The 19,605-nt window shown below is 50.7% G+C and carries 20 protein-coding genes; 8 read left to right on the top strand and 12 right to left on the bottom strand.

Going from position 1 to position 19,605, the window contains the following annotated elements:
* Positions 1-45 precede the first annotated feature (45 nt).
* Complete coding sequence (locus ACMYR3_RS09735; RefSeq protein ID WP_424191702.1) at positions 46-270, bottom strand: hypothetical protein; 225 nt, start codon at positions 268-270, stop codon at positions 46-48.
* A gap of 210 nt (positions 271-480) precedes the next feature.
* Here ACMYR3_RS09735 and ACMYR3_RS09740 point away from each other — a divergent pair, with 210 nt between their 5' ends.
* Positions 481-726: a hypothetical protein gene (locus ACMYR3_RS09740; RefSeq protein WP_424191705.1), complete on the top strand. Its 246-nt coding sequence runs from the start codon at positions 481-483 to the stop codon at positions 724-726.
* Positions 727-1,030: 304 nt separating this feature from the next.
* On the opposite strand, the gene ACMYR3_RS09745 is transcribed toward ACMYR3_RS09740, so the two are convergent.
* Positions 1,031-1,720 (bottom strand): type 1 glutamine amidotransferase domain-containing protein, encoded by a 690-nt coding sequence (locus tag ACMYR3_RS09745; RefSeq protein ID WP_424191707.1) that lies wholly within the window; start codon positions 1,718-1,720, stop codon positions 1,031-1,033.
* Positions 1,721-1,916: 196 nt separating this feature from the next.
* Here ACMYR3_RS09745 and ACMYR3_RS09750 point away from each other — a divergent pair, with 196 nt between their 5' ends.
* Both ACMYR3_RS09750 and ACMYR3_RS09755 read left to right on the top strand, forming a co-directional pair.
* Complete coding sequence (locus ACMYR3_RS09750; RefSeq protein ID WP_424191709.1) at positions 1,917-2,876, top strand: LysR family transcriptional regulator; 960 nt, start codon at positions 1,917-1,919, stop codon at positions 2,874-2,876.
* Positions 2,877-3,204: 328 nt separating this feature from the next.
* On the top strand, positions 3,205-4,347 hold the full coding sequence (locus ACMYR3_RS09755) for a lactonase family protein (protein WP_424191711.1): 1,143 nt from the start codon (positions 3,205-3,207) through the stop codon (positions 4,345-4,347).
* A gap of 275 nt (positions 4,348-4,622) precedes the next feature.
* Here the strand turns inward: ACMYR3_RS09755 and ACMYR3_RS09760 are convergent, their stop codons facing one another.
* From ACMYR3_RS09760 to ACMYR3_RS09780, 5 genes are all read right to left on the bottom strand, one after another.
* Complete coding sequence (locus ACMYR3_RS09760) at positions 4,623-5,024, bottom strand: translational machinery protein (protein WP_424191713.1); 402 nt, start codon at positions 5,022-5,024, stop codon at positions 4,623-4,625.
* Positions 5,025-5,033: 9 nt separating this feature from the next.
* Positions 5,034-5,435, bottom strand: a complete 402-nt coding sequence (locus ACMYR3_RS09765; protein WP_424191715.1) for a TraR/DksA family transcriptional regulator — start codon at positions 5,433-5,435, stop codon at positions 5,034-5,036.
* Between the two features lie 449 nt (positions 5,436-5,884).
* A complete protein-coding gene (locus ACMYR3_RS09770; protein WP_424191717.1) occupies positions 5,885-7,510 on the bottom strand; it encodes an ABC transporter ATP-binding protein in 1,626 nt (541 codons plus the stop codon).
* Complete coding sequence (locus ACMYR3_RS09775) at positions 7,507-8,565, bottom strand: ABC transporter permease (RefSeq protein ID WP_424196452.1); 1,059 nt, start codon at positions 8,563-8,565, stop codon at positions 7,507-7,509. The genes ACMYR3_RS09770 and ACMYR3_RS09775 overlap by 4 nt, the downstream gene beginning before the upstream one ends.
* Before the next feature lie 43 nt (positions 8,566-8,608).
* Positions 8,609-9,658, bottom strand: coding sequence for a microcin C ABC transporter permease YejB (locus ACMYR3_RS09780; protein WP_424191719.1), 1,050 nt, complete (start codon positions 9,656-9,658; stop codon positions 8,609-8,611).
* Between the two features lie 178 nt (positions 9,659-9,836).
* Here ACMYR3_RS09780 and ACMYR3_RS09785 point away from each other — a divergent pair, with 178 nt between their 5' ends.
* Complete coding sequence (locus ACMYR3_RS09785) at positions 9,837-10,763, top strand: alpha/beta fold hydrolase (protein WP_424191721.1); 927 nt, start codon at positions 9,837-9,839, stop codon at positions 10,761-10,763.
* A 2-nt stretch (positions 10,764-10,765) separates the two neighbouring features.
* Positions 10,766-11,146: a hypothetical protein gene (locus tag ACMYR3_RS09790; RefSeq protein ID WP_424191723.1), complete on the top strand. Its 381-nt coding sequence runs from the start codon at positions 10,766-10,768 to the stop codon at positions 11,144-11,146.
* 17 nt (positions 11,147-11,163) lie between these two features.
* Here the strand turns inward: ACMYR3_RS09790 and ACMYR3_RS09795 are convergent, their stop codons facing one another.
* Both ACMYR3_RS09795 and ACMYR3_RS09800 read right to left on the bottom strand, forming a co-directional pair.
* Positions 11,164-12,591, bottom strand: a complete 1,428-nt coding sequence (locus ACMYR3_RS09795; RefSeq protein WP_424191725.1) for an ATP-binding protein — start codon at positions 12,589-12,591, stop codon at positions 11,164-11,166.
* Positions 12,575-13,231: a response regulator transcription factor gene (locus ACMYR3_RS09800; protein WP_424191727.1), complete on the bottom strand. Its 657-nt coding sequence runs from the start codon at positions 13,229-13,231 to the stop codon at positions 12,575-12,577. Before ACMYR3_RS09800 ends, ACMYR3_RS09795 begins: the two co-directional genes overlap by 17 nt.
* 117 nt (positions 13,232-13,348) lie before the next feature.
* Between ACMYR3_RS09800 and ACMYR3_RS09805 the strand changes: the two genes are divergently transcribed.
* Positions 13,349-13,966, top strand: coding sequence for a porin family protein (locus tag ACMYR3_RS09805; RefSeq protein ID WP_424191729.1), 618 nt, complete (start codon positions 13,349-13,351; stop codon positions 13,964-13,966).
* Here ACMYR3_RS09805 and ACMYR3_RS09810 read toward each other — a convergent pair whose 3' ends face one another.
* Positions 13,967-15,040, bottom strand: coding sequence for a fatty acid desaturase (locus ACMYR3_RS09810; RefSeq protein WP_424191731.1), 1,074 nt, complete (start codon positions 15,038-15,040; stop codon positions 13,967-13,969).
* Between the two features lie 257 nt (positions 15,041-15,297).
* Here ACMYR3_RS09810 and ACMYR3_RS09815 point away from each other — a divergent pair, with 257 nt between their 5' ends.
* Entirely contained in the window at positions 15,298-15,651 is a 354-nt protein-coding gene (locus tag ACMYR3_RS09815; RefSeq protein WP_424191733.1) for a hypothetical protein, read from the top strand.
* A 12-nt stretch (positions 15,652-15,663) separates the two neighbouring features.
* On the opposite strand, the gene ACMYR3_RS09820 is transcribed toward ACMYR3_RS09815, so the two are convergent.
* Both ACMYR3_RS09820 and ACMYR3_RS09825 read right to left on the bottom strand, forming a co-directional pair.
* Positions 15,664-16,440: a spherulation-specific family 4 protein gene (locus ACMYR3_RS09820; RefSeq protein WP_424191734.1), complete on the bottom strand. Its 777-nt coding sequence runs from the start codon at positions 16,438-16,440 to the stop codon at positions 15,664-15,666.
* A gap of 353 nt (positions 16,441-16,793) precedes the next feature.
* Positions 16,794-18,683, bottom strand: coding sequence for an extracellular solute-binding protein (locus tag ACMYR3_RS09825; RefSeq protein WP_424191736.1), 1,890 nt, complete (start codon positions 18,681-18,683; stop codon positions 16,794-16,796).
* Positions 18,684-18,745: 62 nt separating this feature from the next.
* Between ACMYR3_RS09825 and fabI the strand changes: the two genes are divergently transcribed.
* Positions 18,746-19,528 (top strand): enoyl-ACP reductase FabI, encoded by a 783-nt coding sequence (gene fabI, locus ACMYR3_RS09830; protein ID WP_424191738.1) that lies wholly within the window; start codon positions 18,746-18,748, stop codon positions 19,526-19,528.
* Positions 19,529-19,605: the final 77 nt, after the last annotated feature.

Below are 19,605 nucleotides of genomic sequence, written 5' to 3' on the forward strand. Positions count from 1 at the left end.
ACTGGAAGTCAGCAGATATTTACTCGCCGTGTCGCGCTCAAATCATTATCTGGCATTTCCCCTGGCGTGATCCGACTTGACTGGCCAGTCGACTGGATTAGTGGGTGTGGCGATCTGTCTTTCATGCCGACTTGCTGGACTGGATGCAATTGGATCGCTCGCAGGAAAAGTTTCCTCAAGTGCTTCATCCAAAGCATCCTGATAAGTCATCGGTACTGTTGCGTCAGATCTGGTTTTGGATTTCAAATTTGAATCATCTGATTGGGACATGGTGACACCTCCTCTGGCTTGATTGCCATATAGCTTGGAGGCTGAAACTGCCCAACAGTTGCATGCGCCAGGTATAAACAGACAAATCAGTTGATTGCTGTCATTCTTACCCTACCTGACTGACAGAATCAGGGCGTTACGGCCTACACGTTTTGGCAAAAATAAGGGTTAATCTGGTTTTACAGCAAGCCAAACAAATTGGAGTCCATCATGCCAAGCAAAATTGTCGAACTCGCCATTAAAAATGCCCATCACGCCTCCGATACCACTCATAACCGTAGTAATGATGGCATCTCAAGCTCAGACCAAAAAATCATCAAAAAAGATGATTCAGGGAAAAGTCGGGCCCCAATCAAACAAGCACTTGATGACTTGCAAAAAGGTCAGCAGGATACTGATTCACGCAACCAGCCGGCTTATGAAACCGCGACACCGGAGAGTCGAAAACCCAAATAAACGTTTATTTGCCAAGCATTTTGAGGCGAAAAAAAAGAGAGAAAGCAAGTATTTACGGGCTCCTTAGCGCAAGTTATTAGTTTAATGAATATCAATAATCACTACTATAAATTAGCATAAGATCTTGCTGAGGAATATGATTCGTTCTGTCTCCTCTATCCTCCTCCTTATGGATAGATTTAAACCGCTCCCTACGGAGCGGTTTTTTTTTGCCTGAAGCAATCTGAGTTTGCAAATCTGAATGAGCAAATCTCACTGCGCAAATTGCCCTACGACGTTTAACTGGTTCAGGCTCCCGCCATTCTCACTCAGCCAGCGCCTCAATCACCCGCTGCGCAACCAATTCCGACGATTGCGGGTTTTGTCCGGTAATCAGCTTGCCATCGCGCACCGCAAAAGGTTGCCAGTTGGCCGCACATTCATAAATGCCACCCAGTTCGCGGATCCGGCTTTCCAGGGTAAACGGTACAACATTAGTCAAACCAACCGCGGCTTCTTCGGCGTCGGTAAACGAATTGACGTGTTTGCCCTGCAGGATGGACTGACCGTCGGGTCGTTTGGCGCTGACCAAACCTGCTGCGCCATGACATACCGAAGCGATGATTCGATCCGCCAGATAGGCATCTGCCACGAGCTGAGTGACACCCTCATCAAATGGCAAATCCCACATGGTGCCATGCCCACCGGGAAAAAAGATGGCATCAAAATCAGCTGCATCCATATCAGCCACGGTCAGCGTATTGGCGGCTTTTTGCCGAGCCTCCTCGTCGGCCAGAAAACGTTCCACCGTCGCCGGGTTTTCTCCCCTGGGCTTGAGACTGCCTGGATCAAATGGCACAGCACCACCTTTTGGGGAAGCAATTTCGACAATATGTCCAGCATCGATCAAGGCGTTGTAAGGAGCGGCCAATTCTTCAGCCCAGATGCCGGTGGGTTTGCCGGTATCACCCAAAGTGGCGTGAGAAGTAACAACGAGCAAAATCTGTTGATTCATGGTGGCGCTTTCAATGAGATGCATTGGCATAGTTGGCAAAATAGTTGGTAAGTAAGCATGTCATTCAGTTGACGGCTGACGACGCACTTATTGGATTGAGCAATTGTTTTGCCAAATCGAATAGTCGACACTTTATTCCTTAACTGTAAGGATATAAACTCATCATTTAACAAATCATACTTAACATGGTGTAAATATGATGCGCAGTTTTGATCCGGTACAGTTAGGCAGCATTGAGCTATTTTGCAAAGCGGCAGAACTCGAAGGATTTACTGCCGCTGCCAAGGCATTAGGTGTGACCGTCGCTGCAGTGAGTCGTTCCGTCGCCCGACTGGAAGAGCGGCTGGGTGCCCGGCTGTTTAGCCGCAGTACCCGACAAATCAGGTTGACCGCCGAAGGCCGCGCCTATTACGAACAATGTCGTGAAGCACTCGCACAAATCGAACAGGCAGAGCAAGCCATTACCGGCAATCAGGCTGAGCCGACTGGCCTGTTACGCATTTCTATCCCGACCACTTATGCGCACTTTCGGGTATTGCCGGTGCTACCGGACTTTCTGGCGCAATATCCCAAGCTCAAGGTGGAAGTCGACATCTCCAATCACAATATCGACTTTGTTGAACAAGGCTATGATTTGGCGATTCGAGTTGGCACACCACAAGATTCAAGACTGATAGCGCGCAGGCTGGAAGAAGCCACCCTGGGTATTTTCGCGGCACCCAGTTATCTACAAAAAAACGGCATACCCCAAACATTGGCGCAATTACGTGAACATGAGTGCATTCAGTTTGTCTTACCCAGCTCTGGCCGCGGTCTGCCATGGATTGTGCGCGACTCGCTTGCGTGTCATAACAAAACGGGTTCCAAAGCTCACTCAACACAATCGAGCGGTCACGACGTTGATTTCAATTTTGATAGCCGCATTCGTTTTCAGGATGATGTACTGGGTTGCCTGAATTACGCTCGTGCTGGTGGCGGACTGGTACAGATTTATCACTTCATTGCGCAACAGTTTGTTGATCGTGGTGAACTGGTTGAGGTCTTACCGCAACTACGCGGTCGTACCCGCACCTTCTCCCTGCTTTACCCACAAAATCGCCATTTATCGGCCAAGGTCAGAGCCTTTGTACAATTCATGCTGGCGCAATTAGCCTGAAGAAATTCAAGTGCATCTAAACCTGCTCATTGCATCATCTCAATCTACTTTCTCATCAGGATCAGCGTACTAGCCATTTGCGTGGTACCGCAGTTAAATCCCTCTACATAGCGATCAAGTAAGTACCGCCATTGCGATCCTTTTTAATCATTAAATATTTTTTAAAACCTGTAATGAATCGAACGTTCGTTCGACAAATCGAGCGGGGATACATCAGCTTGATATTATGAACTTGTCTGATCAAGTGATTGATCTTCACTACCGATTGTCTATTTAAGGTCTTGCCGTTTGAAACTATTTCAAGCAGCTCATTCAGAGGAAATTATTTATGTCTTATCCTTCACGCAACAGACGCCATGTTTTATCACTGACGATTGCGCTGGCACTTGGTGCTGGCATGTCAACCTCCACCTGGGCACATACCTATGACAACGATGGCTATCGTTCCGGCATGGTCTTTACCAGTAGCAACGCCAGTAGCGGTAATGAGCTATTGGCCTACTCTCGCAACCAGGATGGCTTATTGACACTGAGCACCCGCGTCTCTACCGGTGGTCTGGGCAGCAATGCCGGCCTGGGTTCACAAGGTGCAGTGAGTTTGAGTAGTGATGGCCGCTATGTGTTTGTCGTCAATGCCCAAAGCAATACCATTTCGACATTCAGAATCCACGAACATAGTCTGCAACTGACTTCGGTCGTACCATCAGGTGGTCTGCATCCCATCAGCGTGACTGAATACGATGAGATCGTATATGTACTGAATGATGGTGGCGCAGGTAATGTGGCCGGCTTCAAAAACCAGCGTGGTGAACTCAAGCCAATCGAAGGCAGCAGCCGTGGTTTGTCGGTTGCCAGCGGTGCTGGCCCTGCTCAGGTAGGTTTTAGCAGCGATGGTGATACCCTGATTGTGACAGAAAAAGCCACTAATAAGCTGACCAGCTATCGTGTTGCCGATAATGGTCGCATTGGTTCGCCACTCATCACGCCGTCAGCCGGACAAACCCCATTTGGCTTTGCCTTTAACCGTCGCAATAAACTGATTGTCAGTGAAGCTGCTGGTGGTGCGACTGGCGCGAGTACCGTGTCTTCTTATCGCTTTAACGATAAGGCTTCCAGCCAACCGATCGTCGCCAGCGCAGCGGTACCCGATACGCAATCTGCCGCATGCTGGGTAGCAATTACACCCAACGGCCGATATGCCTATATTGCCAATGCTGGCAGCGCGTCCGTCAGTAGCTATCGGATTGCTCATAATGGTCAGATTGAATTGATCAATGCACGTGCAGGCCAAACGGGTACCGGCTCGGCACCTATCGATGAAGCCATATCACTCGATGGTTCTCACTTGTATGTTTTGAGCGCCCGCAATCAATCCATTGCATCATTCAATATTGATCATGAGGGCAATCTGCTGGCGCAACCCGTATTGACTGGCTTGCCTGCTACCGCTGTGGGCGTTGCTGCAAACTGAGTGGTTGATTACTGAAGCAATCGCTGCTTAAATAAGCTGGGTTCAACACGGCCATGGTAAGTGACCTTGTTGATAGATTCAGGTAGAACACCCACCGGGATGTTCTACCTGACTGTCTTGCAACTTATTGGCAAGACAGCTCACTATTTTGATCGTTTTGGTGAGCCAACTTAACCAAGTCCAGCATGGCTATAGCATGCTGCTGGTGAAGCCAAGCATCGGCCTCCTATCTCCACCACCCTTCATGCACCTTGTATAAGGTACGTGAAACTTGTTTACGCGAGGATGCTATCACCCAGCATACGATCCACTTTCACAAAATAGGTTCGCGCATAGGCCAGCAACTGTGCATCATTAGGATGATCGGTGGTTTCCACACCCACGACTTTTTTGCCAATGGCAGCACGCTTTTCAATGAAGTGACGCATCAGATGCAGTTTGGCACTGCCTGGGCCGGTCACCAGAATTTCTGTGGAATCGGCCACCGCATCGGCAATATCGTCCATCAATGCGACATCCATTTCAGCATGACCACTACCGACTGAACCCGCCTTGTGATGTTGCTTGCGATGGGTTGAATGAGCACGCAGATGCTCGGCTTCAGCTGCTTCATGGTTGAAGTGGATCACATGCGCTTCTTGATGATCAAGCCAGATAACAACATGATTAAAAGACATTCAAAACTCCTATAAAGTTGCGCCAGGACGAAGGTCGTGGTGTTTTTCAAAACTGGTTTGACAATGCGTGCAACGCACTGCCGATGGATTGGCCAGCAGTCGCTCTTTCTTGATGGCTTCACCACAATCCTGGCAAAGACCGTAGTCACCCTGATTGAGGCGCGACAAGGCGGCTTCAACCTGACGCAAGGTCAGGCTGTCATGATCCAGCACAGCCAGATCAGCCGCAACCATTTGATCGGCCTTCACCCAATCATCGGTGTCACTCATGTGATTGCTCATGGCAAAAATTGCCGGACCTTCTTCACCATCGGCATGCAATTGTGTGTCAATTCGTTTGAGCAAGGCCTGCCGCTGTTGCTGCAAACGGGCTCTGCATTCGTTGCGGGTGGTCATATCAAGATCAGTCATGCACATCTCCTCAAGTCACATCCATGCTACGCCCCTGAGTGCTGGCATCATTGATATGAGTCAAGGGGTTCTGGATCAGAACGGCCGACAGCCTAGCTATTGGCTAACGGTTTGATGCAAAGCAGATGAGATATTCAATACAAATATACTGATAGAGTGTATAAAAAATGAATCAATATATACACACTAAATAAGCCAATAATTGAATATACTCCTTCATTTCAAGGAATAACCAAGACTTTGGAACTTGGTTAGGCAGGCTGGAAATCGGTTGTGCGATATGTCAAAAAATGCGGTGACAGGCAAATCATGCAGCGACTGCATGCACGTTGGAAGATGACCAATAATCTGCCGGCACAATCGTCAATGAATCGGTTTGGATTGCGGTGTTTGGATTGCGATAGTCGGCTACGATGCTTAGGCCATAACCTGACGTCAAGGTGATCCAGCTAACCCAGCATTGGCATGACCGAGGCCATCAATTTTTTGGTGTAATCGGCTTGCGGGGCATTGAGCAGAGTCTCGGTCTCGCCCTGTTCCACAATGCGCCCATCCTTCATCACAATCACGCGATGCGCCATGGCACGAATCACCGCCAGATCATGGCTGATGAAGAGATAACTGAGTTGATGATCACGCTGCAAACGCGCCAATAATTCCAGCACCTGCTGCTGGATGGACACATCGAGTGCACTGGTCGGCTCGTCGAGCACAATCAGGGCGGGCTTGAGAATCAGCGCCCTGGCAATCGCAATCCGCTGGCGTTGTCCACCGGAAAACTCATGCGGATAACGTGACAGGACATCGGCAAACTCCGTCTGCCCCAGCCCCACTTCGGCCAGTACTTTGAGCACTGCCTGCTCGCGCTCCTGACTGGACAGTTGCGACTCATGAACCGTTAAACCTTCACCCACAATCTGTCCCACCGTCATGCGTGGTGAGAGTGAAGAGAATGGATCTTGAAAAACCACTTGCACGCGTTTGCGTAACTGGCGTAAGGTGGTCTTGTCCATCCGCACCGCTGGCGTCACACCAGCGCCATTGTCCTGCACCAGCTGACCATTGAGCTCAATACGCCCCTGCGAATCCAGCAATGCCAAAATCGCCATGGCCAGGGTGGTTTTGCCAGAGCCCGACTCACCCACAATGCCCAAGGTTTGACCGGCCGCCAAACCCAAGGAAACCTGGTTCACCGCCATAAAGACATCGTGTCTGAACCAGCCAGCAAAGCCCTCTTTGGGTACATTAAAGCATACCGACAGATCATTGACCTTTAAAATTTCAAGATTGGCTTCGGCACTATTTTGGACCATGCGATGCGGCACACTATTGAGCAGTTTTTTGGTGTACGGCGCTTGCGGATTATTGAACAAGCTGGCGGTATCAGCACACTCGACCAGCTGGCCTTTTTCCATCACCCCCACCCGGTCGGCAAAGTGGCGCACCAGTGGCAAATCATGCGTAATCAGGAGAATCGCCAAACCATACTCAGCCTGCAAGTCGGCCAGGAGTTGCAAAATCTGGCCACGAATGGTCACATCCAGCGCGGTGGTTGGCTCATCTGCCAGCAATAGTTTGGGTTTGCAAGCCAGTGCCAGGGCAATCATTGCCCGTTGTCGTTGGCCACCCGATAACTGATGGGGAAAACTGAAAAACTTTTGCTCTGGTTGCGGAATACCGGTTTTTTTTAGCAAAGCTACGGCTTCATCAAACGCCGCTTTTTTACTCAGCCCTCCATGCAGCTCCAGACTCTCAACAATCTGATTACCAATGCTGAATAATGGGTTGAGCGCAGTCATCGGCTCCTGAAAGATCATGGCAATTTCTTTGCCGCGCAAGCTGCGCATGGTGCGCTCGCTCTGCGTCAATAAATCATTACCGGCGTAGACGATCCGACCTTGATATTGCGCATCTTGCAACAAGCGTAAAACCGACAGCGCCGTGACCGACTTGCCCGAACCAGACTCCCCCACCAGCGCAAATTTTTCACCGGGTTCGATGTAAAAACTCACCTCATCAACCACCGTTTTTTTGCCAAATGCAATCGACAAGTTTTCAATGGACAGCAGACTCATACCAGGCTCTCCACCTTGCGCGTATCCAGCGCATCGCGCAGCGCATCACCAATAAAAGTCAGCAGCAGCAAGGTCAGTACCAGCACGCTAAAGGTGGACAAGGCAATCCACCAGGCATCAAGATTATTTTTACCTTGCGCAAGCAATTCGCCCAGCGATGGCGTGGAAGGCGGTACACCCAGTCCCAAAAAATCGAGGCTGGTCAAAGCCAAAATCGAAGCACTCATGCGAAACGGTAAAAAGGTAATCACCGGCGTCATGCTATTGGGCAGAATATGGCGCCACATGATCTGCCAATTATTGAGCCCCAGTGCGCGCGCCGCCTTGACATAGTCGAGCGAACGATTGCGCAGAAATTCGGCACGCACATAATCAGACAAGCCAATCCAGCCAAACAGCGATAGCAATATCAGCAAGAGCAAGGCACTCGGTTGAAAAATTGAAGCAAAGATGATCAGCAGATACAGCTCTGGCAAGGCAGTCCAGATTTCAATCAGACGCTGCAAGGCCAGATCAGTCACCCCACCAAAATAACCCTGGATGGCACCACTCACAATCCCCAGCACGACACCAGTAATGGTGAGTGCCAAGCCAAACAGCACACTGATACGAAAGCCATACAGCAAACGCGCGACAACATCACGGCCACGATCGTCGGTGCCAAGCCAGTTATCCACGGACGGTGGTGCCGGATTGGGCGACTTGGCAAAATAGTTGAGCGTGTTGGCCGCATAGCGATTGATCGGAAACAGCACCCAGTTACCCGGCCTGGCAAACTGCTCAACAATGAACGGGTCCAAAAAATCTGTTGGCGTTTCAAAGTCGCCGCCAAAGGTGGTTTCAGGATAGGTCTGCACAATGGGAAAATAAGTCTGGCCGTCATAGTGCGCCACAATCGGTTTGTCATTGGACACCAGTTCGGCCAGCAAGGACAGCACAAACAGACATAAGAAAATGAACAGGCTCCAATAGCCCAAGCGGTTTTGCCTGAAGCGGTTCCAGGCGCGCTGATAGGGTTTGCGTAGTGCAACAACGTGAGTTGGAGTAGCAGTCATGGCAGAAGACAAAATAGCATCGGTTGGCATATCAGCAGGCATATCAATTCACGCTCCCAAACTTGACGCGAGGGTCCACCCACACATAGAGCAGATCCGACACCAGCTTGATCGCCAGCCCAATCAGGGTAAACAGATAGAGCGTGCCCATCACCACCGGATAGTCGCGTTTGATGGCCGCCTCGTAAGACAGCAGGCCCAGGCCATCCAGTGAAAATAAAGTTTCAATCAACAGACTACCCGCAAAAAAAGCCCCAATGAACGCTGCCGGAAAACCTGTCACCAAAGGAATCAGGGCGTTGCGAAACACATGCTTGTAGAGCACCGCCCGTTCCGACAAGCCCTTGGCACGCGCAGTCAGCACATATTGTTTGCGGATTTCTTCCAGAAAAGTGTTTTTGGTGAGCATGGTCATTACCGCAAAACTGCCGACCACCGACGCCGTTACCGGCAAGGTGATATGCCAAAGATAGTCCAGCACCTTGCCACCCAGGGATAACGACTCCCAGTTATCCGAAGTCAGATTGCGCAAGGGAAACCATTGCCAGAAAGTACCGCCAGCAAACAACACCAGTAGCGCCACACCCAGCACAAAACCTGGGATCGCATAACCAAACATGACCAGCAAGGTCGTCAGCGAATCAAAGCGCGATCCGGCGCGCACCGCCTTGGCCACACCCAGTGGAATGGAGATCAGATACGACAGAAAAAACGACCACAAACCCAAACTCATCGACACCGGCAATTTGGACTTAACCAGCGTCCAGACATCCTGGTGATAGAAAAAACTCTGACCCAGATCAAAGTGGGCAAAGTTTTTGAGCATCAGCCAAAAGCGCTCGCTCGCCGGTTTATCAAAGCCATACAAAGCCTTGATCTCTTCAATCCGCTGTGCACTCAATCCCTGCCTGCCACGATATTCAGCGACCGCGCTCCCCGCCGACTCACCACCCTGCCCGCGTCCCTTGAGCTCCTGCACCATCTGCTCGACCGGACCACCCGGCACAAACTGAATGACCGTAAAAGCCAATAGCAAAGCACCCAGCAGCGTGGGAATCATCAGCAAGATGCGTTTCAGGATATAGGCAAACATGTTGGCACGACACCTCTGAAGGGGGTTGATCAAGTTCTGCCGTGCCACCTTGACATCAGCGCAACGGACAGAATGGGCGATTGTAGCCTTCTTAAGCCAATCTTAAAGTACTCTGTTTAAACTGCCTGCTCGACACACCCTATATACACAAATTTGTGAATACTGGACATGCAGTTTTTTGAATTCATTACGCACACCTGTTGAACTTAATCTCTTGCTCATCAAACAGCAGCGTACGCTCAAATCACCGCCAATCACTTCCATCAACAGGTCTGCCATGAACCATCTGCCAATCCCGTTCAAGCCATGCTTGGCAACGAGCTGTCTGATCTTTCTACTCGCCGCCTGCAGCAGCTTAAATACCAACACGACGACCGCTTCATCAGAAGACACTCTCAATAAATACTATTCACTGCAAGGACAAGGCACCCCGACCATTGTGCTGCAAGCTGGTCTGGGCGATGACAAAAGTGCCTGGAATCCGGTAATTCATGACTTGGCCAGGTACCATCAAGTGATTGCGCTGGATCGGCCCGGCCATGCCAATCATCCGGCCACTGATGCACCGCGTGATCCTTGTACGATTGCCGCTGAACAACGCGCCATGCTGCAGGCTACTGGCGTTACACCACCGTATCTGGTGATCGGCCATTCATTGGGCGGCACCTATGAGTTTGTCTATGCCAAGCTGTATCCACAGGATGTGGCAGGCTTTGTGCTGCTCGACCCGACACCCCTGCATCATTGGGAAAACATGCAGCGTGCAGCACCACAGGCGGCGACCCTGCTCAAGGTATTGCGCACTGTGGCATTCAGTCGCACTGACAAAGCCGAGTTCGATGAGCAGTCAAACTGTCTTGAGCGACTTGACTTAAGCAAGCCACTCACCCAGCCCGGCAAAGTTCTGGTATCGGCACGGCGGCGTCCTGAAGAAAAGGGGGATTTTGAAACCATGCTGAACCGTACCCGTCAGCAATGGGTTGGCCTGACTGGGGTGAGCAAGTTGAATGTGATCCAGGATTCGGGTCATTACATTCAAAAGGATAGTCCTGAAGATGTTTTACAAGCGGTGCAAGAAGTCACAGACAAGATCAAGGGTAAATAAACATGAAGACCGGTGGATTCACATTTGGCCAAGCGCGCTTAATTGCCTTGCTGTTGCTAGCTGGTTTGAGTGGCTGCGCTAATCAGGTATTAGGTGGCAAACTCGACAATCATCAAAACAGCATCGCGGTTGGCAAGACGACTAAAACCGATATTCACAATCAACTCGGTGCGCCCGACGAAGAAATTTTGGAGGATGGTATAGACATCTGGGTCTATCAGGGCAAAACCAATGTACCTACGGCAATTAGCCTGATTCCGATTGTGGGAGACATCGGCAGTGCCCTGGAAACCATTCAGAATATGAACAATAATAACGAACTCATCATTCAGTTTGATGAACGCGGTGTGGTTAAAAAAAGCAAGCTACGCGCCCTGAATTGATTCATGAAAATGAGTCATTAAAAAGCATCAGACAATGATGACACAGCGGGTCGAGCAAACAGCACCCTGACCTGCAATCCTGAACCGGCCGGATTATCATCCAATACCACCTTGGCACCATGTTGAGCCGCCACCTTTTGTACAATGGCCAAACCCAGCCCACTGCCGGTTTGATCTTGTCCTGCCACACGGTAAAAACGTTCAAATACCTGATCACGCAAGCTGGCTGGTATTCCGGCACCTTGATCAGTCACACTGAGTAACACACCTTCGTCAGTCACCGACAAGCTGGTTTCAATCAGACTGGCCGACGGCGCATATTTGATGGCATTATCGAGCAGGTTATCAATCAACATGCACAGCGCCAGATGATTGCCCAGAATGACACAAGTCACAGGTGAATCCAGCGTTAACTCTTGCAACCTGGCTTGCGCAATTGGCACCATATCGGCAATCCTTTGTCTTAACAGCACCACCAAATCAATCGCGGCAAAACCTTGTGTGGTGAGTGAGTCAGACTGGGTACGCATCAGGTTTAATAATTGATGCACCGTGTGCGCAGCACGTTTGACACCTTGCTCCAGGCCCAATGCAGCTTCGGCTTGCCGCTCTGGTTGACTGGTAGTGAGCAATGATTCAGCATTGACCTGAATCACCGCCAACGGTGTTTTCAATTCATGCGCCGCATCGGCCAAAAAACTTTGCTCCTGAACAATGCGGGTAGCAAGACGTGCCATCAGCAAATTAACGGCGTGTTCAATCGGTGCCAGCTCTTTATAGGGAGATACCGGCAACGGTGACAGATCATTGGCAGAGCGCGTCGCAATCCGTTCACCAATCTGGTTTAATGGATGCAAGCCACGACGCAATACCAGCCAGATCGGCCAGATCATGAAAGGCAGGCTAACCATCAAGGGTAAAAAATAAAAGCCGGCGGCTTGCTCATTGATCCAGTAATATGCCGGATTTTCCATCGATAAACGCACCGTCAAACCTGTGGCCGGATCAGCAATCGCATAACCATAATACGCACTACCCGGTGCAATTGGCACCACCTTTTCAAATGGGGTAATCGGCACTTCGGTTGGCAAGTCAGCCACTGAATACAATACTTTGCCGTGCTGCCAGACCTGCATGCGAAAGCGTTTTTCTTCTTTATTGCCGCCCATCAGGTCTTCTTCCAATGCTTCCAGTTTGCTGACGACCTGATTGATCAGTTCCGGCTGATCTGCCAACGGTTCCAGCACAATCAGTAATTGCCGTGACAAGGTCTTGAATTGGGTTTCCAGTACCTCCTCGCCATTGGTATAAGAAGAATAAAATTCCAGCCCAAACAAAGCCAGCCAGATCAGGCTCAGCAAGCCAACACAACCCAGCACCAAACGGCGCAACAAGGAGCGTTGCTTAAGTGAATTCTTAAATAAGTGCTTAGTTGTGAATGCCATAGCCCACACCCCGCACAGTTCGAATGTAGCCTTCACCAATTTTTTTACGCAGATTGGACATATGCACATCCAATGACTGCCCTTCGCTTTCACGCAGTGCCGCGGCCTCTAGCTCACCACGGGTGAGTACCCGGTTGGGGCGACGTATCAAGGCATGCAGCAAGGTAAATTCGGTAGGAGATAACTGAATGGTCTGGCCATCTCTCAGCACCAGATGCTGCTGTTCATTGACACATAGATCACGCACCTGCAGTACCGATTTCGTTGTCTCACCCAGTGCTCGCCCACGTCGTGCCACGGCTCTCAAGCGCGCCAATAGTTCTGCCGTCGCAAACGGCTTAACCAGATAATCATCCGCACCCAAATCCAAACCCTTGAGGCGATCCTGCAAACCTTCACGAGCTGAAATCAACAGGATCGGACTGACTACCCCCTTGCTGCGCGCCACTTTCAGCAAGTGCATACCATCACCATCAGGCAAGCTCAAATCAAGCAGGATCGCATCGAATTCATCACGCACCATCCAATCGGCACCATCCTGGGCGCGGCGCAACCACAACACTTCATGGCCGGCATCACGCAACGCGGCATGCAGGCCTCGGCCCAGTTCCAGATCATCTTCAATCAGACATAGTTTCATAGTGTGGTCAGCATAAACAAGCAAGCTTAAGAAAACCTTCAGATTCTCTTTACACAATCTTAAGTTGAGATTTTTAGCATGTGAACTCTTCTATTTTTCAACCGAAAGGAGCTTATCATGACTCAATCTCTTCGCCAGCAATGGTTACGTACTGCCCTCACCTTAGCCATCGCTGGACTCAGCCAGCAGGCTCTGGCACTGTCAACCCTTGACGAGGTGTCCAATGATCATGGTTTTTATCTGGGGGGCGGCTTTGGGAGGAGCAACTACCATGTTGAAGCGGTCGGTGGACTCACCCAAAAAAATGATGACGACAGCAATAAGACCGCCTGGAAATCATTCATCGGCTATCAGTTTGACCCAACCTGGGGAGTCGAAGCGGGTTATGCCTCCTTAGGCAAAATGAGCAAAGACTTTACCGCAGGTCGTTATCAGGCCAAGGGCGACGCCTTGTTTGTCTCAGGCACGGCGCATATGCTGCGTTATAACGATTTTTCCTTGATTGGCCGATTGACCCTGTCGAGTGCACATCTGGATGCTGATGAAAGCAATCCCAAAGTGACCGAATTTACCCAGGTGACGGGCTCAAGAAAAACCACTTTGGGTATTGGACTGGGTGCAGAATATCGAATTAATCAGCATTGGAGTGCCAATCTGGATGTTGATAATTTTGGTCAGTTTTCCAAAAAGGTCAATGCCACCATGATTACCATAGGTACCACTTACCACTTTTGATTAACCCATTGTGCTGGGGCTGCCATCAAATCTGAGCCAGCGATGATGGCGATAATCATAAAGCTGGCACTGTTGCAAAATGCGATGCAAGTACAGTGGGCCACCCTGCTCGACAATCATCTGGCCGGGATAAGCGGCCTGCAGGCACTGCTGCGATTCGGTCAGGCGATAAAGCGGTATATGTTTATCCACATGGTGCGCTGCATGCACAAAGATATTCTGAAACAGGGGACCAATTGGCCAGATGATCTTGATATGGGTGGTGCCTCGTACCTGTGCTTCAAAAAATGACCATTCATGACGATCATCAAACCAGCGGATTTTGGGATGGGTGTGATTCATGATCGTCACAAAAGCCATATTCCAGTTCCACACAATGAATGCCCACACCATCAGCAAACCATATTCAGCCAATGCCCAGCCGCTGCCCTGCCCTTGCCACTGACCATAACGGGCAATCAGGCCAATCTGCAGCAAGACAAACACCATCATACACACCATGTCGAGGTAATAAGGCCAGACCGATTTCATGTACTGGCGACGTTCGGGATGAATCCGCATCAGATAACGCCACCAGACAGTCGTCATGTAATAAAAGCCAATGCCGGGCAAGGTATAAAAGAATCGCTGCAACCACTGACGAGGCCGTGACATGGCTTGCCACTCTGCCCAGCTCAGTGGCGGATAACCATCATCGTAAGGACGCAAATTGGTCCAGCTATGGTGCAAACGGTTATGACCTATGTCCCAGTTAGTGCGTGAATGCAAGGAAGGCAAGAATGCCAGTGTCGCCAGCATCTGATTGACGCCAGCATGCGGCGTGAGCGAGTCATGCGAGGCATCATGCCCAATCAAAAACAGCATGCCTGTCACTGTGCCGGTGAGCGTCGCCCACAAGGCTTTGAACCAGAAAGACTCAGCCTGCAACGCCAAGGTAAACAGGGCACACCACAAGCCCGCATTGAGCAAAAACAAACCCAGTCCACGCCACCAGGAAGCCTCACGCCGATTGGTTGGCAGCACCGACCAGACTTGATGAATTTTGGGTAAGGCTTGCGTGGATGAATCAGACATGCACAGTATTGATGAGGATGATGCCTGATTTTACAGGCACTGCGTTTATCGGCACTGCGCAATGGCTGGTTGATCTGCATAAAGTTGGCGTAGTGGTTCACGAACTCCGCAGGCATTTCGCCCATTCATGGACAGGCATTTGCCGGTGGCTGACGCTGGCTTGCCAAACTATCGTTATGTGTCCAACAACAACTCAGTCAGGAGACACCATGCTCGGAATGGCCAGCCAGTATTAGACAATTTATTTGAAGATATTCATGATATCGACCACCCTCTTCTTTGCCTTGCCCATCGTCTTGGCACCTTTGCACTGGGCAAAATTGATGCAATGGCAAATTCCCGAAGACACCCATCTTGCGCTGTACTTTGGCCGTTGTCTGGGCGTTTTCATCTTGATTGTGGAATGGTTGATGTGGCGCGCCAGCTTTTTTGCTGAAGCAGCCACTACCACCTTTCAGGTTTTATTTGGCGTATTTGGTGGCATGCTGTTGCTCCATATTTATGGCGCCATCAAAAAGATTCAACCAATCACAGAGACGCTCGAAATCGGCTTCTGGCTACTGTTGCTGATCATCAATACCTTGTGCTATCCGATCAGCACGTCCCTCTGAGTCAAGCCATGCTTAATGCGTGGCAGCAGCGTTCACTTCATCAGCCCAATAACCTGGCAAAACATCATACGGATTGGGTAACTTGTCGTTGGTGATGTAAACGCTGCCTGCATTCTGGCTGGCGGTTTTGGTGATGTCGCTCAGCATTTGCGTGCGAGTGGCGTTGTAGACCATATACACAAATCTGCTGGCCGGATAATTGGCTTGCCAGGTTGAAGGCACAAAGGTGTTGAAGGCTTTCTGGCTGTTTTCAAAAACGACCAGTTTGTCAGCGGTGGGCAGGGTCAGATAAATCTCCTGGGTGGTGGCACCCGGATTACCGATTACCGTCAAACTGGCATTCAGACCTTTGATGTAGTTGTAGAGCGACTGATAGTACTGAATATGCGCGCTGACATTGTCATTACTCATCTCATCAATAAAAAAACCATCAATCGCATACCAGCTCAGGTATTTTTGAATATCGGCCGTTACATCAGATATAGAGCGCGCCGCATAACTGGTATGCACATAGCCAATCACCTTGCCACCTGCCTGACGAACTTTTGTGATGGCAGTCACATAATTATTATCCAAACTGGTACCCGGGCCACTGGCCGGATTGGCAATCACCGTGGTTGGGGTTTTGACCGCAGCACTGGCCAATGCTCCCCAATACTGATTACTTGATGAAGGATAAAAATATGCCGGTACCACCAGCTCCAGTGCTTCGGCATGGCTGGAGAAAAGTGTCCCGGTCGCCAGCAAGGCCAGCACACTGCTTTGAATTTTTTGTACCAGTTTTTTCATGTTTTTCCCTGAGTAAATATAATCTTTGAAATAGTTGTGCGCCCCAAGTCAAGAGCACTTTATGCTTGATAACACCCTCACCCCAACCCCTCTCCCACAGGGCGAAGGGCTTGATACACGGCTGCCATGCTGACTCTGTCCAGCGACCTAGTTCTCCCCCAAAGAGCGAGGGGCTTGATGCGCCGACTGCCTTCAGCATGCCATGCCCTTCATACTACCTTCAAAGGATGCAGGGCTTTTTTGCTGTTCTCCCCCTTCTCCTTTGGGAGAAGGGCCGGGGATGAGGGCAAACATGCCGCACCTGATACCCGATGACATAGCAGCAACCATCATTGATCCGGCATCCGGCTACACTATTTGAGTGCCCAGGTCTGCATCACCCAATCCGGTGCTTGATAATACTTGGGCAACTGGGTTGGAATCATAAACCGATTTCGGTAGGCCACGCGATGCGCATCGTTATACCAGTGTGGAATCGCATAATAGCCTTCGGTCAACACCCGGTCCAGCGCCCGGCAGGCCGTCACCAGATCAGCCCGTGTGGTCGCGGTTACCACCTTGTCGATCAAGGCATCCACCACCTTGTTTTGAATACCAAACAGATTGTCCTGCCCTTCCTCTCTGGCTGACTCACTGCCGTAATAGCCCCAGAGTTCATTACCCGGACTGGGACTGGACACGACCAGCCGAGAAGTTACATCAAAATCATATTTGTCGGTACGCTCCTGATACAAGGCCGGATCAACCAGCCGGTAATTGGCCTGAATACCGAGCTTTTCCAGGGCCTGAATGAACGGCGGCATGAGGCGCGTCATCGCCCCTTGTGAATCAAGCACTTCAAAAGTAAATGCCTCACCCTTGGCATTGCGCAATGCGCCGTCTTTAAAAGTCCAACCAGCTTCTTGCAACAGCGTCCGCGCTGTGCGCAAATTATCCCGCAGGCTATGACCATCGTCAGTACGTGGGGGTATGGGTAAAGGGCCAAAAATATTGGCGGGCATGTCCTTGGGAAATTGCCTGGCCAATGGTTCGAGCAAAGCGCGCTCGGCAGCATCGGGCTCGCTATGCGCCTGCATCTCGCTATTGGCAAAGTAGCCGTTCAGGCGCTTGTACTGCCCATAAAAGAGTTGCCGATTCATCCATTCAAAATCCATCGCCAACCCGAGCGCCTGCCGGACGCGGATATCGGCAAACATCGGCTTGCGCAGGTTGAACATAAAACCCTGAAAGCCCGCCGCATTGCTATGCTGAAAATAGGTCTTGATCAATTCACCCGAATCAAACCTGGGGCCTTTGTAAGAACGTGCCCAGCTCTTGGCGACGTTTTCAGCCACCACATCAAACTCGCCCGCTTTAAAGGCTTCCAGCCGTGCAAAATTGTCTTTGTAATAACGAAAGGTAACCCGTTCAAAATGGTACAGCCCGCGCATGATGCCCAGGTTTTTACCCCAATAATCGGGACGCACTTTGTAGGTGATACGACGCCCCATATCAAACGAGTCAATCTGGTATTTGCCACTGGCAATCGGCATGTCGGTGACGATCTTGTCAAAGTCTTTGGGATTGCTGCGATCTCTTTCATTACCTCCCCGACTGCCATCACCATTGGCCGCCAGGCCCGAAGCCTTGCCCCACTTGCGGCTGAATACCGGCATTTGACCAATCACCAAGGGCATTTCACGATTCACGCGCTTGAAGTCAAAGCGCACCGTCTGCGGGTTGAGCACCACAATTTTGTCGACGTCGGCCCAATAGGTTTTGTATTTGGGATGACCGCCCGGCCCCATCAGGCTGTCAAAGCTGTACTTCACATCCTCAGCCAATACCGCATCACCATTGCTGAAGCGTGCCTTGGGGTTGAGATGAAAAGTGACAGACAAACGATCTTCCGCCACGCTCACATCATCGGCCAATAAGCCATAAGCGGTGGCAGGTTCATCGGCACTGCTCACCAGCAAGGTTTCAAACACCAGCCCCAGACCTGCGGCTTCAATACCCTTGAGCGTATAAGGGTTGAACTTGTCAAACGACGTGGCGGCGCCCGGGTTGGGCAAAATCAGCTCGCCGCCCTCTTTGGCATTGGGTGTGGCGTAATCCAAATGATCAAAACCCGCCGGATACTTGGGCGCATCGTGCAAGGCAAAGGCGTGGGCGGCCTGCGCCGACTGGTTGCAAGACAGCGAAATCAGCAGCGTGGCAGCGCTAATCACCGAGAAAACTGAAGAGAAATAAGATTTGACCATAGCGGTGGATTTATACTGTATGGTTAAGCATATTAGCAACATCACAAGATCAAGGAGCCCATATGGCATTTTTGCAAGGCAAACGCATTCTCATCACTGGCCTGTTGTCCAACCGTTCCATCGCTTATGGCATCGCCAAAGCCTGTCACCGCGAAGGTGCCGAGCTGGCTTTTACCTATGTGGGCGAACGCTTCAAAGATCGGATTACCGACTTTGCCAAAGAGTTCAACAGCGAACTGATTTTTGATTGCGATGTCGGCAGTGATGAACAAATCAATGCCGTCTTTGCCGACCTGTCCAAACACTGGGACAAGCTCGATGGCCTGGTCCACGCCATCGGCTTTGCACCACGCGAAGCGATTGCGGGTGACTTCCTCGAAGGCTTGTCACGCGAAGGCTTCAAGATTGCCCACGATATTTCTGCCTACAGCTTTCCGGCAATGGCCAAAGCCGCCATGCCCATGCTGTCCGACAAGGCTGCGCTCCTGACGCTGACTTACCTCGGTTCCATGCGCATGGTGCCCAACTACAACACCATGGGCCTGGCCAAAGCGTCGCTCGAAGCCAGCGTGCGTTATCTCGCCGAAGCACTCGGCCCCAAAGGCGTGCGCGTCAACGCCATTTCGGCGGGCCCCATCAAAACCCTGGCAGCCTCTGGCATCAAAGGCTTTGGCAAGATTTTGGACTTTGTGGAAAGCCACGCGCCACTGCGCCGCAACGTGACGATTGACGACGTGGGCAATGCCTCCGCCTTCTTCCTGTCGGATCTGGCTGGCGGCATCACCGGTGAAGTTACTTACGTAGATGGCGGCTTTTCCCACGTGGTGGGCGGCATTGCCGAGTAATTACCCGAGTAATGACCCAAGCTGTTACCTTGTGATGGCAGACTAAATCCGCACTCAACGAGCCAGCTCACAAATCA

Source organism: Ampullimonas aquatilis (genome assembly GCF_049675895.1).
Lineage (GTDB): Bacteria > Pseudomonadota > Gammaproteobacteria > Burkholderiales > Burkholderiaceae_D > Ampullimonas > Ampullimonas aquatilis.

Excerpts from the sequence above, each read along its gene's own strand:
- ACMYR3_RS09735 (WP_424191702.1), bottom strand. The coding sequence starts at position 270 with ATGTCCCAATCAGATGATTCAAATTTGAAATCCAAAACCAGATCTGAC.
- ACMYR3_RS09740 (WP_424191705.1), top strand. The coding sequence starts at position 481 with ATGCCAAGCAAAATTGTCGAACTCGCCATTAAAAATGCCCATCACGCC.
- ACMYR3_RS09745 (WP_424191707.1), bottom strand. The coding sequence starts at position 1,720 with ATGAATCAACAGATTTTGCTCGTTGTTACTTCTCACGCCACTTTGGGT.
- ACMYR3_RS09750 (WP_424191709.1), top strand. The coding sequence starts at position 1,917 with ATGATGCGCAGTTTTGATCCGGTACAGTTAGGCAGCATTGAGCTATTT.
- ACMYR3_RS09755 (WP_424191711.1), top strand. The coding sequence starts at position 3,205 with ATGTCTTATCCTTCACGCAACAGACGCCATGTTTTATCACTGACGATT.
- ACMYR3_RS09760 (WP_424191713.1), bottom strand. The coding sequence starts at position 5,024 with ATGTCTTTTAATCATGTTGTTATCTGGCTTGATCATCAAGAAGCGCAT.
- ACMYR3_RS09765 (WP_424191715.1), bottom strand. The coding sequence starts at position 5,435 with ATGACTGATCTTGATATGACCACCCGCAACGAATGCAGAGCCCGTTTG.
- ACMYR3_RS09770 (WP_424191717.1), bottom strand. The coding sequence starts at position 7,510 with ATGAGTCTGCTGTCCATTGAAAACTTGTCGATTGCATTTGGCAAAAAA.
- ACMYR3_RS09775 (WP_424196452.1), bottom strand. The coding sequence starts at position 8,565 with ATGACTGCTACTCCAACTCACGTTGTTGCACTACGCAAACCCTATCAG.
- ACMYR3_RS09780 (WP_424191719.1), bottom strand. The coding sequence starts at position 9,658 with ATGTTTGCCTATATCCTGAAACGCATCTTGCTGATGATTCCCACGCTG.
- ACMYR3_RS09790 (WP_424191723.1), top strand. The coding sequence starts at position 10,766 with ATGAAGACCGGTGGATTCACATTTGGCCAAGCGCGCTTAATTGCCTTG.
- ACMYR3_RS09795 (WP_424191725.1), bottom strand. The coding sequence starts at position 12,591 with ATGGCATTCACAACTAAGCACTTATTTAAGAATTCACTTAAGCAACGC.
- ACMYR3_RS09800 (WP_424191727.1), bottom strand. The coding sequence starts at position 13,231 with ATGAAACTATGTCTGATTGAAGATGATCTGGAACTGGGCCGAGGCCTG.
- ACMYR3_RS09805 (WP_424191729.1), top strand. The coding sequence starts at position 13,349 with ATGACTCAATCTCTTCGCCAGCAATGGTTACGTACTGCCCTCACCTTA.
- ACMYR3_RS09810 (WP_424191731.1), bottom strand. The coding sequence starts at position 15,040 with ATGTCTGATTCATCCACGCAAGCCTTACCCAAAATTCATCAAGTCTGG.
- ACMYR3_RS09815 (WP_424191733.1), top strand. The coding sequence starts at position 15,298 with ATGATATCGACCACCCTCTTCTTTGCCTTGCCCATCGTCTTGGCACCT.
- ACMYR3_RS09820 (WP_424191734.1), bottom strand. The coding sequence starts at position 16,440 with ATGAAAAAACTGGTACAAAAAATTCAAAGCAGTGTGCTGGCCTTGCTG.
- ACMYR3_RS09825 (WP_424191736.1), bottom strand. The coding sequence starts at position 18,683 with ATGGTCAAATCTTATTTCTCTTCAGTTTTCTCGGTGATTAGCGCTGCC.
- fabI (WP_424191738.1), top strand. The coding sequence starts at position 18,746 with ATGGCATTTTTGCAAGGCAAACGCATTCTCATCACTGGCCTGTTGTCC.